The organism is Sporolactobacillus sp. CQH2019, assembly GCF_028765345.1.
Taxonomy (GTDB): Bacteria; Bacillota; Bacilli; order Bacillales; family Sporolactobacillaceae; genus Sporolactobacillus.
The window spans coordinates 136,890-153,724 of the sequence record NZ_JARAJZ010000005.1; the positions used below are offsets into that span (position 1 = coordinate 136,890).

The 16,835-nt window shown below is 51.4% G+C and carries 19 protein-coding genes; all 19 read left to right on the top strand.

The window, feature by feature from the left end:
- The first annotated feature begins 6 nt into the window (after positions 1 to 6).
- The 19 genes from plsY (at position 7) to trpA (ending at position 16,644) form a co-directional block, all read left to right on the top strand.
- The gene (plsY, locus tag OYT88_RS08815) at positions 7 to 618 is read left to right on the top strand and encodes a glycerol-3-phosphate 1-O-acyltransferase PlsY (protein WP_274399381.1); all 612 of its coding nucleotides are present in this window, start codon (positions 7 to 9) and stop codon (positions 616 to 618) included.
- A gap of 79 nt (positions 619 to 697) precedes the next feature.
- Positions 698 to 1,741: an NAD(P)H-dependent glycerol-3-phosphate dehydrogenase gene (locus OYT88_RS08820; protein ID WP_274399383.1), complete on the top strand. Its 1,044-nt coding sequence runs from the start codon at positions 698 to 700 to the stop codon at positions 1,739 to 1,741.
- Between the two features lie 66 nt (positions 1,742 to 1,807).
- Entirely contained in the window at positions 1,808 to 2,071 is a 264-nt protein-coding gene (locus OYT88_RS08825) for a stage VI sporulation protein F (protein WP_274399384.1), read from the top strand.
- A gap of 340 nt (positions 2,072 to 2,411) precedes the next feature.
- Positions 2,412 to 3,899, top strand: a complete 1,488-nt coding sequence (spoIVA, locus tag OYT88_RS08830) for a stage IV sporulation protein A (protein WP_274399385.1) — start codon at positions 2,412 to 2,414, stop codon at positions 3,897 to 3,899.
- Positions 3,900 to 4,115: 216 nt separating this feature from the next.
- Positions 4,116 to 4,388: a non-specific DNA-binding protein Hbs gene (gene hbs / locus OYT88_RS08835; RefSeq protein WP_188801892.1), complete on the top strand. Its 273-nt coding sequence runs from the start codon at positions 4,116 to 4,118 to the stop codon at positions 4,386 to 4,388.
- Positions 4,389 to 4,581: 193 nt separating this feature from the next.
- Complete coding sequence (gene folE / locus OYT88_RS08840) at positions 4,582 to 5,148, top strand: GTP cyclohydrolase I FolE (protein WP_274399386.1); 567 nt, start codon at positions 4,582 to 4,584, stop codon at positions 5,146 to 5,148.
- A 29-nt stretch (positions 5,149 to 5,177) separates the two neighbouring features.
- The gene (gene mtrB, locus OYT88_RS08845) at positions 5,178 to 5,408 is read left to right on the top strand and encodes a trp RNA-binding attenuation protein MtrB (RefSeq protein ID WP_274399388.1); all 231 of its coding nucleotides are present in this window, start codon (positions 5,178 to 5,180) and stop codon (positions 5,406 to 5,408) included.
- 149 nt (positions 5,409 to 5,557) lie between these two features.
- A complete protein-coding gene (locus tag OYT88_RS08850; RefSeq protein WP_274399389.1) occupies positions 5,558 to 6,346 on the top strand; it encodes a heptaprenyl diphosphate synthase component 1 in 789 nt (262 codons plus the stop codon).
- Between the two features lie 7 nt (positions 6,347 to 6,353).
- Positions 6,354 to 7,082: a demethylmenaquinone methyltransferase gene (locus OYT88_RS08855; RefSeq protein ID WP_274399637.1), complete on the top strand. Its 729-nt coding sequence runs from the start codon at positions 6,354 to 6,356 to the stop codon at positions 7,080 to 7,082.
- A gap of 124 nt (positions 7,083 to 7,206) precedes the next feature.
- Entirely contained in the window at positions 7,207 to 8,175 is a 969-nt protein-coding gene (locus OYT88_RS08860) for a polyprenyl synthetase family protein (protein WP_274399390.1), read from the top strand.
- Positions 8,176 to 8,325: 150 nt separating this feature from the next.
- The gene (gene ndk / locus OYT88_RS08865; protein WP_274399391.1) at positions 8,326 to 8,745 is read left to right on the top strand and encodes a nucleoside-diphosphate kinase; all 420 of its coding nucleotides are present in this window, start codon (positions 8,326 to 8,328) and stop codon (positions 8,743 to 8,745) included.
- A complete protein-coding gene (locus tag OYT88_RS08870; RefSeq protein WP_443029722.1) occupies positions 8,742 to 9,563 on the top strand; it encodes a CheR family methyltransferase in 822 nt (273 codons plus the stop codon). The genes ndk and OYT88_RS08870 overlap by 4 nt, the downstream gene beginning before the upstream one ends.
- 4 nt (positions 9,564 to 9,567) lie before the next feature.
- Positions 9,568 to 10,734: a chorismate synthase gene (gene aroC, locus OYT88_RS08875; RefSeq protein ID WP_274399394.1), complete on the top strand. Its 1,167-nt coding sequence runs from the start codon at positions 9,568 to 9,570 to the stop codon at positions 10,732 to 10,734.
- Positions 10,734 to 11,804: a 3-dehydroquinate synthase gene (aroB, locus tag OYT88_RS08880; RefSeq protein WP_274399396.1), complete on the top strand. Its 1,071-nt coding sequence runs from the start codon at positions 10,734 to 10,736 to the stop codon at positions 11,802 to 11,804. Before aroC ends, aroB begins: the two co-directional genes overlap by 1 nt.
- 296 nt (positions 11,805 to 12,100) lie before the next feature.
- Positions 12,101 to 13,126 carry an anthranilate phosphoribosyltransferase gene (gene trpD / locus OYT88_RS08885; protein WP_274399397.1) on the top strand — a complete coding sequence of 342 codons (1,026 nt, stop codon included), beginning with the start codon at positions 12,101 to 12,103 and terminating at the stop codon, positions 13,124 to 13,126.
- Between the two features lie 4 nt (positions 13,127 to 13,130).
- Positions 13,131 to 13,913, top strand: a complete 783-nt coding sequence (trpC, locus tag OYT88_RS08890; RefSeq protein ID WP_274399639.1) for an indole-3-glycerol phosphate synthase TrpC — start codon at positions 13,131 to 13,133, stop codon at positions 13,911 to 13,913.
- The gene (locus tag OYT88_RS08895; protein ID WP_274399399.1) at positions 13,897 to 14,559 is read left to right on the top strand and encodes a phosphoribosylanthranilate isomerase; all 663 of its coding nucleotides are present in this window, start codon (positions 13,897 to 13,899) and stop codon (positions 14,557 to 14,559) included. Before trpC ends, OYT88_RS08895 begins: the two co-directional genes overlap by 17 nt.
- Positions 14,537 to 15,772 carry a tryptophan synthase subunit beta gene (trpB, locus tag OYT88_RS08900; protein ID WP_274399401.1) on the top strand — a complete coding sequence of 412 codons (1,236 nt, stop codon included), beginning with the start codon at positions 14,537 to 14,539 and terminating at the stop codon, positions 15,770 to 15,772. The genes OYT88_RS08895 and trpB overlap by 23 nt, the downstream gene beginning before the upstream one ends.
- Complete coding sequence (gene trpA / locus OYT88_RS08905) at positions 15,769 to 16,644, top strand: tryptophan synthase subunit alpha (protein ID WP_274399402.1); 876 nt, start codon at positions 15,769 to 15,771, stop codon at positions 16,642 to 16,644. Before trpB ends, trpA begins: the two co-directional genes overlap by 4 nt.
- Positions 16,645 to 16,835: the final 191 nt, after the last annotated feature.

Consider the following 16,835-nt stretch of genomic DNA (forward strand, 5'->3'; position numbering starts at 1 on the left):
AGAGGGATGCATCCAGTGTTAACGGCCGTGTCGTTTATCGTTTCTTATCTCATCGGATCCATCAGTTTCAGTTATTTAATTACAAAGAAGATTAAAAAAATCGATATTAGGAAGACGGGAAGCGGCAATGCGGGGGCGACCAATACATTGCGCGTTCTCGGTGTGGGACCCGCGATCGGCGTTCTTGTTCTGGACGTATTGAAAGGGGTTGCCGCGGTCCTGATAGCGAGATCATTCGGCCTTGCCGACTGGGCAGTGGCTCTCTCAGGGCTGTTGGCTATTGTCGGCCACGACTTTCCCGTATACTTCGGATTTAAAGGGGGCAAGGGCGTTGCCACGACCATCGGCGTATTTTTTATGATGATGCCGCTTGAGGCACTGATCGCCGGGATTCTTGCGATTGTGATTATCGCGATCAGCCGTTTCGTGTCCGTCGGTTCGCTTTTCTTCCTGCTTGTTACGCCTGTACTCGGATACATCCTTGCCGGTTATTCACCCGCTGTTCTGGTCGCGGTCTTTCTGATTACTTTGCTCGGATATTACCAGCACAGAGAAAATATCATCCGTCTTCTGCACGGTAAAGAAAATAAGATCGGCGGGAAAAAATCGCAGGCCTAGCGGCTTTGTGCAGAGAAAATGATTGAAAACAGCGGAACGGAGTGAACGGATCGGAGTTGAAACAGGGAGGCAAACTGAAATGAAAAAAATGACTGTAATCGGTGCCGGGAGCTGGGGTACGGCCCTTTCAATGGTTCTGGCGGATAACGGCTGTTCGGTCCGCCTGTGGAGCCATCGTCAGGAACAGGCCAGCGAGATAAACGAGAAACATACAAACGAGAAGTATCTTCCGGGTATAAAGCTTCCCGAAGAGGTGGCAGGAACTCATGACCTTGCGGCGGCACTTGAAGGGACAGACGCTGTACTTCTTGTCGTTCCTGCAAAGGCAATGAGAGACGTGCTGGGCAGGATCCGCAGACATTTGACCGTCCCGCTCCTTTTTATTCACGGAGTGAAAGGTATCGAACCGGGAACATTTAAACGGATGTCGGAAGTCATCGAAGAAGAAATTCCAAAGAAATTCAGAAAAGCCGTGGTTGTTCTGTCGGGCCCGAGCCACGCGGAAGAGGTTTCCCTGCGCCATCCGACGACGGTGGCCGTCGCGTCCGTTCAGGCAGCGGCTGCAAAAAAAGTGCAGGATCTATTCTTTAATCACTACTTTCGTGTCTATACCAATGAAGATATCGTCGGCGTCGAAATCGGCGGCGCCTTGAAAAACATTATCGCACTGGGAGCCGGCATTTCCGACGGCCTCGGATACGGCGATAATGCCAAGGCCGCTCTGATTACGCGCGGGCTGGCGGAAATCTCACGGCTCGGGACAAAACTGGGCGCCCGCCCGCTGACGTTCATCGGGCTCACCGGCGTAGGCGATTTGATTGTCACGTGCACGAGCGTCCACAGCCGGAACTGGCGGGCGGGAAATCTTCTCGGCAAAGGCCGGAAACTCAGCGAAGTCCTCGGTGAAATGGGGATGGTCGTTGAAGGCGTGCGGACGGCTGAGGCGGCCTATGCTCTGGCGAAGCGTGAAAAAGTCGAGATGCCGATTACGGCCGCGATCTATCAGGTGCTGTTTGAAAATAAAAACCCAAAAGAAGCGGTTGATGAATTGATGGGGCGGGACAAAAAGGATGAAATCGCCGCATTATCGGAAAACCTTTCTAATCCTTTTTCTCGTGACTGATCCATTAGCACGCCGATCTTTTTCCCGCATAGGATGTAAGGAATGCAGGGAAAAGGAGGACGTTCATTGGATTCAAGAAATCCTTTTTTTGATAACATCGAGAAGAAGACGAATGTGAAGAAAGAGGACATTTTTGCCATTGCTGAGTCTGTGTCGCATGCTGATTTCAGCAATCCCGAAGTAGTCAGGAAACTCGTCGCCCGAATTGGAAGGACAGCCGGCGTTCCGGTGTCTAGAGAGAAGGAAGAGGCTATTGTCAAAGCCATCACGTCCGGCAATGTGCCCAGTAATTTTTCCTCTCTTTCGAAAATGTTCGGCCCAAAGAAGTAACAATGGGCCGGCGTCAGCGGCAAAACGGATGGGAATAGCATACGTTATAGCGTGCGTCAATCATTCTGCAAGAGCTGAATGGCGTGGAAGGATTTAGTCATGCCGGGAGAAAACAAATCGTTTTCTCCCGCTTTTTTTTATCTGCAAACAGGCATAAAACAAAATTCGGACAATATTTTTAAATAGGAAGGGCCGGCCAATTTCCGGCTGCCGCGTCTCAAGCCGTCGGACGGTATGCCGGAAAGCGCCAATTCATTGGCATATTCAATGGACAAAGTCATATGCATAGAAATATCACCGAGCGTCATCGATAGAATGGAGGAGCGGGAGGGTGCAAACTTTGGAAAAACTTGAGCGAGTGGACATTTTTAAAGACATTGCGGAAAGAACAGGCGGGGATATTTATCTGGGTGTGGTCGGGGCCGTTCGTACCGGAAAATCGACGTTTATAAAAAAATTCATGGAATTGATCGTCTTGCCCAATATCGATAACGAAGCCGATCGGGCCCGGGCCCAGGATGAGCTTCCTCAGAGTGCCGCCGGCAGACAGATTATGACCACAGAACCAAAGTTCGTTCCGAATAACGCAGTCACGGTGACCGTAGAGGAAGGGCTGGAAGTCAATATCCGCGTCGTGGATTGCGTCGGCTACGCCGTCAAGGGGGCCAAGGGCTTCGAGGATGAGAACGGCCCGCGGATGGTTCATACTCCCTGGTACGACGAGCCGATTCCGTTTCAGGAAGCTGCGGAGATCGGGACGCGCAAAGTGATTCAGGAGCATTCTACTCTGGGCGTCGTCATCACGACCGACGGGTCGATCGGCGAAATCGGCCGGGAAGACTATGTAGAAGCGGAGGAACGGATTGTCGACGAATTGAAAGAGGTCGGCAAGCCTTTTATTCTGATCATTAATTCATCGCATCCGTATCATCCGGAAACAGAAGCACTCAGAAAAGAACTCGCGGATAAATACGACATTCCCGTTTTGACGCAGAGCGTTGAGAATATGACAGAGCATGACATTAATAATATTCTGCGTGAAACGCTGTATGAATTTCCCGTGCTGGAAGTCAACGTCAATCTGCCGAGCTGGGTGATGGTCCTGAAGGAAGATCACTGGCTGAGAAAAAGCTATGAAGAAGCGGTTAAGGAGACGGTGAAAGACATCAAACGGCTGCGGGACGTAGACCGTGTGGTCGGCACATTCGGCGAATATGATTTTATTGAGAACGCACAGCTTTCAGGGATCGAAATGGGAAAAGGCACAGCGGAAATCGATCTGCATGCGCCGGATAACCTGTACGATCAGATCCTGAAGGAAGTGGTCGGCGTTGAAATCAGAGGCAAGGATCATCTTCTGCAGCTGATGCAGGATTTTGCTCATGCGAAAAGAGAATATGATCAGGTCGAAGAAGCATTGAAAATGGTCAAACAGACCGGTTACGGCATTGCTGCGCCGACCATCAACGACATGAGTCTTGACGAACCGGAAATTATCCGCCAGGGATCGCGATTCGGTGTCCGGCTTAAAGCGGTTGCTCCGTCCATACACATGATCAAAGTCGATGTCGAATCGGAATTCGCGCCGATTATCGGAACAGAAAAGCAGAGTGAGGAACTGGTCCGCTATCTGATGCAGGATTTCGAAGACGACCCGCTGTCGATCTGGAATTCCGATATTTTCGGCCGTTCGCTCAATTCAATTGTCAGAGAAGGCATTTCCGCAAAACTGGCGCTCATGCCCGAGAATGCCCGTTACAAGCTTAAAGAAACGCTTGAACGGATTATTAACGAAGGTTCCGGCGGCTTAATTGCAATCATTCTCTAGAGGCTTCAGGCACTCCGAAAGGACTCCGCCGGGGTCTTTTTTTATGGAATCAAATTTTTAAGTGTTTTTTTTGGAATAACAGGGTTTAAAAAGAGCGAAATTGGCAATATTTTTATCAAAGCTGTTGAATTCTTCCATCACATCGTATATTATAAGCGTTGTTAATGTTTCTTCCAGCGCAAAAAGGAGGAATTCCTTTTTAAGGAGGTGAAAGTGTTGAATAAGACTGAATTGATTACTGCAGTTGCAGAATCTGCTGAACTGTCAAAAAAGGATGCTACAAAGGCGGTTGATTCCGTCCTTTCAACGATTGCTGACGCGTTGAAAAGCGGAAGCAAAGTCCAATTAATCGGTTTCGGAAATTTTGAGGTGCGTGAGCGCTCTGCTCGCAAGGGCCGCAATCCGCAAACCGGCGAGGAAATTGAAATCCAGGCAAGCAAAGTTCCGGCTTTCAAGCCCGGTAAAGCATTAAAAGAAGCCGTCCAATGATCAATGGATACATAGGACGTATGAAAGTGAGAGCCATCCATGCGATGGCTCTTTTTTGGTAGAAATGAATCCTTTTCAATCATCAAAGAGGTCTCTCTTCTTTGTTTTCTTTACTTTCAGTGTTTTTCTATGCTAGAATTCTTACAGCGAAACAAGTTTTTTTCTCCGGCTTGCTTAAATTGGAGGCTCGGCTTTGAACGTGGATCATGAGAAAATAGAACGGGCGGTCCGGATGATTCTGGAAGCGATCGGCGAAGATCCGGAACGCCGGGGATTGGTAGAAACACCGGCAAGAGTCGCTAGAATGTATGAAGAGATTTTCCAGGGAATGAGGCAGGATCCGAAGACGTTTTTGTCGAAAACATTTGACGAGGCTCATGAAGAATTGGTTCTCGTCAAGGATATTCCCTTTTATTCTATGTGCGAACATCATTTAATTCCTTTTTTTGGAAAAGCTCACGTCGGCTACATACCGAGAGGGGGACGGGTGACCGGACTCAGCAAACTGGCCCGGGCAGTGGAAGCCGTGGCCAGGCGGCCGCAGCTTCAGGAACGTCTGACAACCACGGTTGCTGACAGCATCGTCGAGACCCTTCGTCCTTACGGAGTCATTGTTGTTATTGAAGCGGAACACATGTGCATGACCATGCGCGGTATCAAGAAACCGGGAGCGAAGACGCTGACATCCGCCGTGCGCGGAATTTTTCAGACGGATCGGGCGGCAAGGGCAGAAGCGCTCTCGCTGATCAATCGTCAATAATTTTAGGCTTGGAAAGCAGGTTGGTTAAAGTGGAACCGAAAAACGAAGAAGTGCTGGGCGACTATTTTGTCGTCAGAGCCGAAGAGGACGGGGTGAACGTCATCGGCCTGACGCGCGGCGCGGAAACACGTTTTTTTCATACGGAGAAGCTCGATAAGGGCGAAGTGATGATTGCTCAGTTTACAGAACATACTTCAGCAATCAAGGTACACGGCAAGGCGACCATTCAGACGAAACACGGAACAATCGTATCCGGATAAGGGAGTGGGACCGCCTGCCGGCATGGCCGGTGTGATATAATAGAACAAAATCCCGGGAGGCGATCCGAGCAGGAATTTCTGCGGTTCACTGATCATTTTTGCCTTCAGCTCCGGAATTAAGAAAAATAGCAATGTTTAGGAGCGCTGCCATGACAGTAAGAGAAGAGATCGAAAATATTTACGCGAAGATCAGGCACGACCTGAGTCATCCGTACGTTAATAAATATTTGCCGTTTCCTGAAATCGATAAAGATAAACTGCTCGTCTATTATTATTTGTTTCAGAAGAGATCGGAAGATGGCGGAACGGGCGTTTACGTGGAAAGTCTGATGGCTGCCGAAATCGGGCTTTCCGCACATGAATCCATGACAACGGAACGGCTTAACGGAAAAAATGAGATTAAGATAAGGCAGCTGACCGCTTTATCCGGAGATTTTTACAGCGCGCTGTACTATTACTACCTTTCCCGAAAACCGGATATTGAAGTGGTAAAATGGATTGCCGAAGCCATTCAGACCTTTAACGTGAACAAATGTCTGCTGTTCTATCCGAATCATACATTAAACTGGACTCAGGCAGTAACGGCGCTGGAGTCGATTGAAAGTGCCCTTGTGGCCAAAATTGCCGCCAAGCTCGGATTTGAAGACTGGGTGCCCTCACTTAATGCCTTTTTTTTAACGAAGAAACTGGTTTATGAATATGAATTGCAGACAAACGGCGGTTCACATTCTTTTCTGTGCAATTATCTGATCGACAGTCTGCCCCATGCTTCGGTTCCGTTCAGAGAACGCCTGGAAGAAGAAATAAAGCATGCAAAAGAGCGCTTTTTTGACAGTATAAAGAAGGTTGAGAAGAACTCCGGTGTGCTTTCCCGTCTTCTCCCTTATCTGACTGAAAAAATGAACGCTTTCTGCCGCTTCACAGTGGAGGAAGGATAAATTGGAAATGAACGAACTGGAAGAGAAACACGAGAAAGTGCATCAGGTTTTTCAGTCGATTTATAAAAAATACGATGCAATGAACTCGCTGATTAGCTTTAATCGCCATAAAGCCTGGCGTCGAAAGGCCAACGAAATGGTCGATGCCAGGGAGGGCGAGCAGATACTTGACGTTTGCTGCGGAACGGGGGACTGGACGCTGTCCCTTGCCGGGGCTGCCGGGCCCTCCGGCAAAGTCGTCGGACTGGATTTCAGCGAGAATATGCTGAAAGTCGCCAGGGCCAAGCTCGAGATGACGCCGCTGAAAAATGTCGTATTGGTTAACGATGATGCGATGAACATTCCGTTCGGCGAGGCAACATTTGACCGGGTGACGATCGGATTCGGCCTGCGCAATGTGCCCGACTATTTGACAGTCCTGAAAGAAATGTTCCGCGTGCTCAAGCCGGGCGGCAGAATCGTCTGTCTCGAAACATCCCAGCCCGAGATTCCCGTCTACAAACAGCTTTATTTCTTTTATTTCCGTTTTATCATGCCGCTGCTGGGGAAACTGTTTGCCGGAAGTTACAGAGAGTATGCCTGGCTGAACGAATCTACGCGCAAGTTCCCCAACCGGAAAAAACTGGTCCGGCTTTTTCAAGCGGCCGGCTTCGAAAAAGTAGCGGTTCATTCATTTATGGGGGGCATCGCAGCCATTCATCAGGCGGACAAACCTCTTGAAGAAGCAGCGGACTGAAAACGGCCGGAACGGGTATCTTCCGCCCCGTACCTCAGGCGGGCGATGCGCGGATGTGCAGACCGGCAGAGACATCCATAAGTCATGAAATGAATGCACAGGACTGCAATGAAGGGTGAATTGAATGGCACTGGCGAGTATTTATGCAGAACAGAAAAATAATATGAAAGCGATTGAGAACAGGCTTGAAAAAGCTCTGGAAGCGCCGCATCCGATTCTTAGCGAAGCTTCCATGAATCTGCTCAGAGCGGGGGGAAAAAGGATCCGTCCGTTGCTTGCGCTCATTTCAGCTCAGTACGGCGATCCGACGCGGCCGGAGATTATTGATTCGGCGGCGACTCTCGAACTGATCCATATGGCGTCCCTCGTTCATGACGATGTCATTGATGATTCCGATCTGCGCCGCGGCAAACCCACCGTCAAGGCTCAATGGGACAATCGGGTAGCCATGTACACCGGTGATTTTATTTTTGCCAGAGCCATTGAAATTATTTCCGGTTTCAAAAGCCCGGAAGCCCATCGGCTCCTTTCCCGAGTGATCCGCGATCTCAGTCTCGGAGAAATCGATCAGATTAAAGATCTTTACAATTGGAAACAAAATCTGCGCTGTTATTTATTGAGAATCAAACGTAAAACGGCCATTCTGATGGCGCTCAGCTGCCAGCTGGGCGCGCTTTCTTCGGGGAGCGACGCGGCTGTCGCGCGCAGGCTCTATTATTATGGCTATTTTCTCGGCATGAGTTATCAGATTACCGATGATATTCTGGATTTTGTCGGCACCGACAAGCAGTTGGGAAAGCCTGCAGGCAGTGATCTGAGAAATGGAAACATAACGTTGCCTACTTATTACGCATTGCAGAAACAGGATCTTCACAATCGGATTGTCGCTATACTGGAATCTGAGAATCCATCCGAAAATGACTGGAATGCAGTCATCGACCTGATCAGGGATTCCGGCGCCATTGAGGCATCGGAGAGACTGAGCGACCGCTATCTTCAGAAAGCAAAAGACATATTGGATCAACTGCCCGCTGCCAAGGCCACACATTCACTCAGGGAAATTGCCGAATATATCGGAAAGAGGCGGTACTGAGACAGGACGCCGCAATGATTATTTTCCCGCGGCAGCGGGAATGAATGAAGCGGTACAGAGCCGGTTGCATACATAGCTGGACAGGCCGTAGAAAGTTTGATTGTTTCAGAAAAACAGGATATACAGATTTAGTTCTGAGGAGGTAAAGTGATGCAGCAAACATTTTTGATGGTTAAACCGGATGCCGTTAGGAGGGGCCTGATCGGCCGGATTGTGTCGCGATTTGAAGAAAAGGGATTCCGTATGATTGCGGGCAAGCTGATGGTCATTCCCGAAGAACTGGCCGGGAAACATTACAGTGAACATGAAGGAAAGCCCTTTTATCCGGATCTGATTTCTTTTATGACATCGGGACCTGTCTTTGCCATGGTCTGGGAGGGCAATGACATTATTGAGCTGTCACGAATGATGATGGGATCAACCGACCCTAAAAAAGCGCTGCCGGGTACAATCCGCGGCGATTTTGCGACGCTTGTCAACCGTAATGTTATCCATGGATCCGATTCCCCTGAAAGTGCGGAACGGGAAATTCATCTTTTTTTCAATGAAAATGAATTTGTCAAGGGCTGATCGCTTTGGAACAGGGAGAAAACCTTAAGCTGGCGGATCAGGATTACGAACAGTTTAAAAATCTGCTCTTTCAGTTCACAGGCATTAATCTGTCTCTTTATAAAGAAGAACAGATGAAGCGCCGTCTCAACACGCTGAGAATCCGCAGGGGGATGCCCTCCTTTGTCTCTTTTTTTTACGAGATGAAGAAGTCCGAACCGTTGCTCAAGGAATTTCTCGACAGGATGACCATTAATGTGACGGAATTTTTTCGCAATCGGCAAAGATGGAATGTTCTTGAAAAGAAGATTCAGCACTATTGCAGCGGCGGCGGAAGGTCTCTGTCGGTCTGGAGCGCCGCCTGTTCGACAGGCGAGGAGCCCTATTCGCTGGCCATGATCCTCGACCGGATTCTGCCGGCCGGCCGCTTTTCTATAATTGCGAGTGACATCGATCAAACGGTTCTGGAGAAGGCCAGGGAAGGCCGTTACCTTGAAAGTGCTGTCGAATCGCTCACTTCTGAGGAGCGAATCCGCTATTTTAGCAGAGACGGACTTTTCTACTGCATGGATGACAAACTGAAACAATCCATCCGCTTTATCCGCCATGATTTGCTTCATGATCCTGCACCGGGAAAATTTGACGTGGTTGTCTGCAGAAACGTTCTTATCTATTTTACTGAGGAAGGCAAGAAAAAGATTTATCATAAATTAAGCGATTCATTAAGAGAAGATGGAATTCTGTTTGTAGGAAGCACAGAACAAATCTTTCATCCGGAAACGTACCAATTGCGATCGGCGGAAACTTTTTTCTATGAAAAATCGGGTATTGAGGGGTAATCACATGAGATTTTTGACTGCTGGAGAATCACATGGCCCGCAATTGACGGCCATTATCGAGGGACTTCCTTCAGAGGTGGACATCGACATTTCCGAAATCGACCGTGAACTGAAAAGGCGGCAGGGCGGCTACGGCCGCGGCCGCCGTATGACCATCGAATCGGATCAGGTGCAGATTCTTTCCGGCGTGCGCCACGGAAAAACGACGGGAGCGCCGATGGCCCTGGTCATTGAAAACCGCGACTGGACGCACTGGAAGGATATCATGGGCGTCCAGGTCCCGGACGATCCGGAAAGAATAAAAAAACAGGTAACCAGGCCGCGGCCGGGCCATGCCGATCTGAACGGGGGCATTAAGTACAATCACAGGGATATGCGCAATGTTCTTGAACGTTCATCGGCCCGCGAAACAGCGATTCGTGTGGCAATCGGCGCTGTGGCAAAGCAGTTTCTGAAACCATTCGGCATCGATATCGCCGGCCGGGTCACGGAAATCGGCGGCGTCGCCGACGGAACGCCGCTGCCGGACACCATTGAAGAAATGAAAAAGGCATCGGAGAATTCACCGGTGCGCTGTCTTGATCCGGAAGCAGCCCGCAAAATGATTGAGGCAATCGACCGTGCGAAGGAAAACGGCGATTCGCTGGGAGGAATCGTTGAAGTCGTGGCAACAGGAGCGCCGATCGGACTTGGAAGCCATGTCCACTACGACCGGAAGCTTGACGCGCGGATTGCAGGAGCGGTGCTCAGCATTAATGCCTTTAAGGGAGTCGAATTCGGCATCGGTTTCGACATGGCGCACCGTCCCGGCAGTCAGGTTCAGGACGAGATCCTTTGGTCGGAAGAGCAGGGTTATACGCGGCGGACCAATCGGCTCGGCGGATTCGAAGGCGGTATGACGAACGGTATGCCGATCATCGTGCGCGGCGTCATGAAGCCGATTCCTACACTGTATAAACCGCTTCAGAGCATCGACATCAACACGAAGGAGCCGTTCAGCGCCAGCATCGAACGATCGGATAATTGTGCGGTGCCGGCCGCGAGTGTTGTCTGTGAAGCCGTCGTTGCCTGGGAACTGGCAAAGGCAGTTAGTGAAAAATTCGGCGGAGATTGCCTGACCGATATGACGGCCGCGTGGGCCGTCTATCAAAAACGTGTGAGGTCTTTCTGATGGAAAAGCTGATGATCGGGACGAAGACAGGCCGTTATCCGATTTTTGTCGGAAGAGGACTTTTGACGAAGGCGGATGAACTGATAAAAGACGTCTATTCAGCCTGTTATATTGTTACCGACAGCCATGTCGCGCCGATGTACCTCAACAAACTGGAGCAGACGCTGCGGAACAGAAAGGTTTTCCATTATATTGTCGAAGCCGGGGAGCAGTCTAAAAATCTTAGTGAGTACCATCGGATTATTACCGACATGCTCGAGAAAAAACTGGACAGAAACGCCGGCGTCATCGCTCTCGGCGGCGGAGTCGTCGGTGATCTTGCCGGTTTCGTGGCTGCGACTTATCTGAGAGGCGTCGCTTTCCTGCAGATGCCGACAACGCTGCTCGCCCATGACAGCAGCGTCGGAGGAAAAGTGGGCATTGACCACGCTCTGGGAAAGAATCTGATCGGTGCTTTCTATCCGCCGGCAGCGGTTATTTACGATACGGCAACCCTTGAAACATTGCCGTTCAGGGAACTGCAGTCCGGTTTTGCCGAACTGATCAAACACAGCCTGATCAGTTCTCCCGATTTTTATCAGGAACTGAAAGAAGCGATACCCGGCCGTTCAGAACTGACACCGGCGTCAGCAGGTGCGTTTCTTATACGCGGCATATCCGTGAAGGCGGGAATTGTCGAGCTTGACGAGCATGAAAGCGGGCCGCGCCAATTCCTTAATTTCGGCCACACGCTCGGCCATGCACTCGAGAAGGAACTCGGCTTCGGCGTACTGACTCACGGAGAAGGCGTTGCCGTCGGGTCGCTATTTGCGCTGAAGCTGAGCGAAGCCTATTACGGCTGCTCATTGCCGGTTAAGGACATAACGGATTGGTACACGGAGCTTGGGCTGCCGACAAAAGTGCCCGATGGTCCGACGGCAGACGGGCTGATCGAACAAATGAAGTATGACAAGAAGAACAGAAACGGACATTATCATTTCGTTCTCTTGAAATCGATCGGAAAGCCGGAGACAAAGCCGGTTCCGGAAAAACTGGTCAGGGAGATGCTGCTTTCGTTCATGAATGATTGACAGATTTAAATGAGTTGGCTATGATTAAACTACATCTTCGCAGAAATTTACTGCCGGAGATTCAGCCGGATCGTGTCGGAGGACGGGATCGGCAGAGACTGAGAGCTGAGAAAACAGAATGAGCCGAGTTGAGAAGAGCTGAGGGTTGAAAGATTAAAACTGAGAATAAACCCGCTGGCCGCACTTCGCCCGCGGGTTTTTGCTAACTTCGGACGGACTCCCTGCGCAGCACGGAGCGTCGCTTCCCTCTCTTAACCTCGCTATGCTCATTCCTCAGAAAAGAGGAGTGGGGAAAAATGTTTCAGAAAAAGTTGAAAGAATTGGTCAAAGGCAAGACTTTAACGGAACAGGAAGCCGCAGAATTGATGGATGAAATTATGGAGGGACGGGCAGACCCGTGCCAGATTGCCGGTTTCCTGTCGCTTCTCAGTATGAGGGGGGAAACGGCCGATGAACTGGCGGGATGCGTCCGCAGCATGAGAGCACACGCGAAGCCGGTCCACTATGATCAAGAGCTGCTGGATATCGTCGGAACGGGCGGCGACGGCACGGCAACGTTCAACATCTCAACCGCCAGCGCCATTCTGCTGTCGGGCCTCGGTGTCAACGTTGCCAAACACGGCAATCGCTCGGTTTCATCGACCAGCGGTGCCGCCGATGTGCTCGAAGCGCTCGGAATTTCGATCCGGACGACTCCGGAACAGGCGGCGTCCCTCCTCGAACAGACACACATGTGCTTTTTATTCGCTCCGCTGTATCACGCTTCAATGAAATATGCAATTGAACCGCGCAAAGCACTCGGGTTCAGGACAATTTTCAATATGCTCGGCCCCCTGACCAATCCGGCGGGTGCAGAGCGTCAGCTTCTGGGCGTTTATAGCAGAAAAGCCGCGGAAGCCTATGCGAATGCCATTGTGAAACTGGGTACGCGCAGGGCGCTTGTCGTCACCGGCGATGACGGAATGGATGAACTGACCATTACCGGCCGGACCCGGGCGTATCTCATTGAAGATCAAAGAATCCATTCTTTTTCGCTCATGCCTGAAGACGTCGGGCTGAGCGCCGGCAGGCTGGAAGACATTCAGGTGAAAACCCCTGCCGAGAGCGCCGCCTTGATCGAAGCGATATTCTCCGGAAAAACGCAAAACCGCAGCGCTATGAATGCGGTGCTTCTGAATGCCGGCGCAGGGTTGTACGTTGCCGGAAGGACGGATTCCATTGCTGAAGGCATCCACGAGGCGAATCGGGCCATTGAAGACGGAAAGGCACTGGAACAGCTGAACCTACTCCGGACACAGACGGAGGAAGTTTCTCATGTATAAGACGATTCTTGATCGCATTTTACAGACGAAAAAAGAGGAACTGGAGCATTTCCGGATGCCGGAGCCGATCCCGGCCATCGAGCGCCGCTCGCTCAAAAAGGCGCTCGCCCGGCCGCATCATGCACTCGGTCTGATTGCTGAAATCAAGCAGGCTTCTCCGTCAAAAGGCCTGTTTCGCGAAAAGATCAATGCGGCGGCTATTGCCGAAGCCTATGAAGACGGCGGTGCCGATGCAATCAGCGTCCTGACGGACCGGACTTATTTTCACGGATCGGCCGAGAACCTGATCAAGGTCAAAAAATCTGTCGGCCTCCCTGTGCTTCGAAAAGATTTTATCATTGAAGAACGGCAGATTGAAGAGGCTTTCCGAATCGGAGCGGATGCGGTCCTGCTGATCGCCGCCGCGCTGGATCCCGACCAATTGCATGAGCTTTATTTGGCGGCACAGGAGAGAGGGCTGGAATCACTCGTGGAAGTGCACCGGGCCGAGGAGGCCGAAGCGGTTCTTTCTAAATTTACACCTGAAATAATCGGTGTGAACAATCGTAATCTGAAAACATTTGAAACGAAACTGGAAGTGACTGCGGAACTCGAAAGGATCATCCCCGGCAATGCACTTTTAGTCAGTGAGTCGGGTGTTCAGTCGGCAGCAGATGTGATGTATCTGAAAAATCACGGTGCGGATGCCGCACTCGTCGGCGAAGCATTGATCCGCGCCCATTCGCCGAAAGACAAAGTGCGCGCCTTGTTCGGCGAGGAAGTGAACGCGCATGCGCCCCGTGCTTAAATACTGCGGCAATCATTCGCTTTCCGACGTTAAAATAACGGCGGCCAGCCGTGCCGATTATCTCGGTTTTATTTTTACGCGGAAAAGCAAACGGACCGTGAGAGCCGATCAGGTCGCGGAATGGCTGAAAAGGACCGAAGCAAAGGGGAAAAAGCTGGTCGGCGTCTTTGCGGATGATTCCGTCGAACGGATCGAAAAAGTGCTGCAGACGGTCCCTCTTCAGGTGATACAGCTTCATGGTGCGGAACAGCCGCCCTATGTGGAGAGGGTCAGGTCGAAGACGGGAAGAACGGTTTGGAAGGCGCTTCGCCATGGAAAGAATACCCTTGAAGCGATGCGCCGCTATGCAGGCATTGTCGATGGATATATCATCGATACGAAAGTTAAAGGCGCTATCGGCGGGACAGGCGTCTCGTTCGACTGGGACAGCGTACCCGGTTACATGGCGGAATCTGCCCGCCTGCACACGCCGTGTCTGATTGCCGGCGGCATATCGCCTGATAATATAGACAAACTGCTGAGCCGTCACCCGATCGGTATCGATATTGCATCGGGTATAGAAACGAACTTTCAAAAAGACGGCAGACTGATCCGGAAAATTGAAGAAAGGGTGGAGAGGCAAAATGATCAGACAACCGCAGACTGAAAATATAAACACAAAAAGAAAAGGGCGCTACGGTCCGTTCGGAGGACAGTATGTGCCCGAAACGCTGATGCATGCCCTGCTTGAACTTGAGGAGGGGTTTAATGAGGCAATTCATGATTCCTCGTTTCTCGATGAATATCATCAGATCCTCCGGGAATATTCCGGCCGGCCGACTCCGGTAACACATTGCAAAAGGCTCAGCCAAATGGTCGGCGGGGCTCAGATCTATCTGAAACGCGAAGATCTGAATCATACCGGCGCTCACAAAATAAATAATGCGGTCGGTCAGGCACTGCTTGCACGGCGAATGGGGAAGAAGCGGATGATCGCCGAAACAGGCGCCGGCCAGCACGGCGTCGCGACGGCAACGGTGGCGGCTTACTTCGGCATGCCTTGCAAAGTGTTCATGGGGGCGACGGACGTTGAACGGCAGGCGCTCAATGTGTTCCGGATGCGGCTTCTCGGAGCGGAAGTTGTTCCGGTTTCAGCCGGAAACGGAACTTTGAAAGACGCGATCAACGAAGCGCTGCGATACTGGGCGGCGAATGTCGGAGACACGGCGTATGTGAACGGATCCGTTGTCGGGCCGCATCCCTATCCGATGATTGTCCGTGATTTTCAGCGGATCATCGGCGATGAAGGACGCAGACAGATGATCGAGAAGACAGGAAAACTGCCGGACGCCGCCTGCGCCTGCGTCGGCGGCGGAAGCAACGCGATGGGACTGTTTACCGCTTTTCTTAAGGACCCGGTCGCTCTCTACGGGGCCGAAGCCGGAGGAAAAGGGACAGAAACGGCGGAGCATGCCGCAACGCTGACTAAGGGGCGTCCGGGCGTCATCCACGGCGCGATGACTTATCTGCTTCAGGATCCGAACGGACAGATCATTGAACCCTATTCGATTTCCGCCGGGCTGGACTATCCGGGAATCGGACCCGAACACGCCTATCTCGCCGAATCGGGCCGGGCCCGTTATGAAGCGATCACAGACCGGGAGGCCGTCGATGCATTAATGGTACTGTGTAAAACGGAAGGCATCCTGCCGGCGCTTGAGAGCGCGCACGGTCTTGCGCTGGCCATGAAAAAAGCAAAAACAATGCGGCCGGATCAATCGATACTCGTTTGTCTTTCCGGCCGCGGAGACAAGGATGTCCATACGATCCTGCACGTTCTGGACAAAGCAAAAACAGATGAAGGAGGCAAAAAGAGATGAGCCGCATGAGTGATTTTGTCAATAAAAAACGGCCGATGATGTTTATTCCATTCATAACAGCGGGGGATCCGTCTGAGGAAGCAACGGTAGAACTGGCTTTTATGCTGCAATCCGCTGGGGCCAGCGCGCTTGAACTGGGCATTCCCTATTCTGATCCGCTCGCCGACGGGCCGGTCATTCAGAGAGCTTCCAAACGGGCGCTTTCTAAGGGCATGTCGCTGCTCGGTGCTCTGCGGCTCGTAAAAAAAATAAGGTTGAGAGGGGTGAAAATCCCGATTATCATATTTACATACTGCAACCTTCTGTTACAATTAGGTGAAGATACATTTTTCCGGGAAGCAAAAGACAACGGGGCCGACGGACTGCTCGTTCCCGATCTGCCGTTCGAAGAGAGCAGGGATCTTGCAGCACGGTGTTCCGGGCAGGAGATCAGTCTGATTTCACTTGTCGCACCGACTACATCGGACTCCAGGCTGAAGGCAATCGGAGCTTCGGCGCAAGGTTTCCTGTACTGCGTCTCCTCGCTTGGCGTGACCGGCGTCCGAAAGCAGTTCCATCCGGACGTTTTTCCTTTTCTCAAACGTGTCCGGGAGGCGTGCGAGCTGCCGATTGCCGTGGGATTCGGCATTTCGTCGAGCGAGCAGGTGGATGCACTGCGCGGATATGCGGACGGTTTTATTGTCGGAAGCGCCATTGTTTCGCAAGTTGAAAAAAGGGCGGATCGGCTTCAGCAGCCGGAATGGCGCCCGTCCGCTGTGGAAGAGATACGCCGTTACTTGCTGGATACATTGCTCGGCAAGCATCAGGCAATTAAGGATCATGAAGGCGCCGCTCAGCAGGCTGAAGGCCTATCAAGCGGGAAAACGGGCTGACAAAGTACGGAGGAGAGAAAACGGACCGAATAAAACAGATAAACCGGCGCCGGATGAAACCTCTTCGGGGGCAGTCCCCGAAGCAAGGGCAGCCGTAAGTATTCCCGGCGAATGAACGGTCTATCCGGGCGGACTGCCGCCGGCGGGAGAATCAGCCGTTTTCTGAACCGCCGACTTGGCCTGGCCGACTG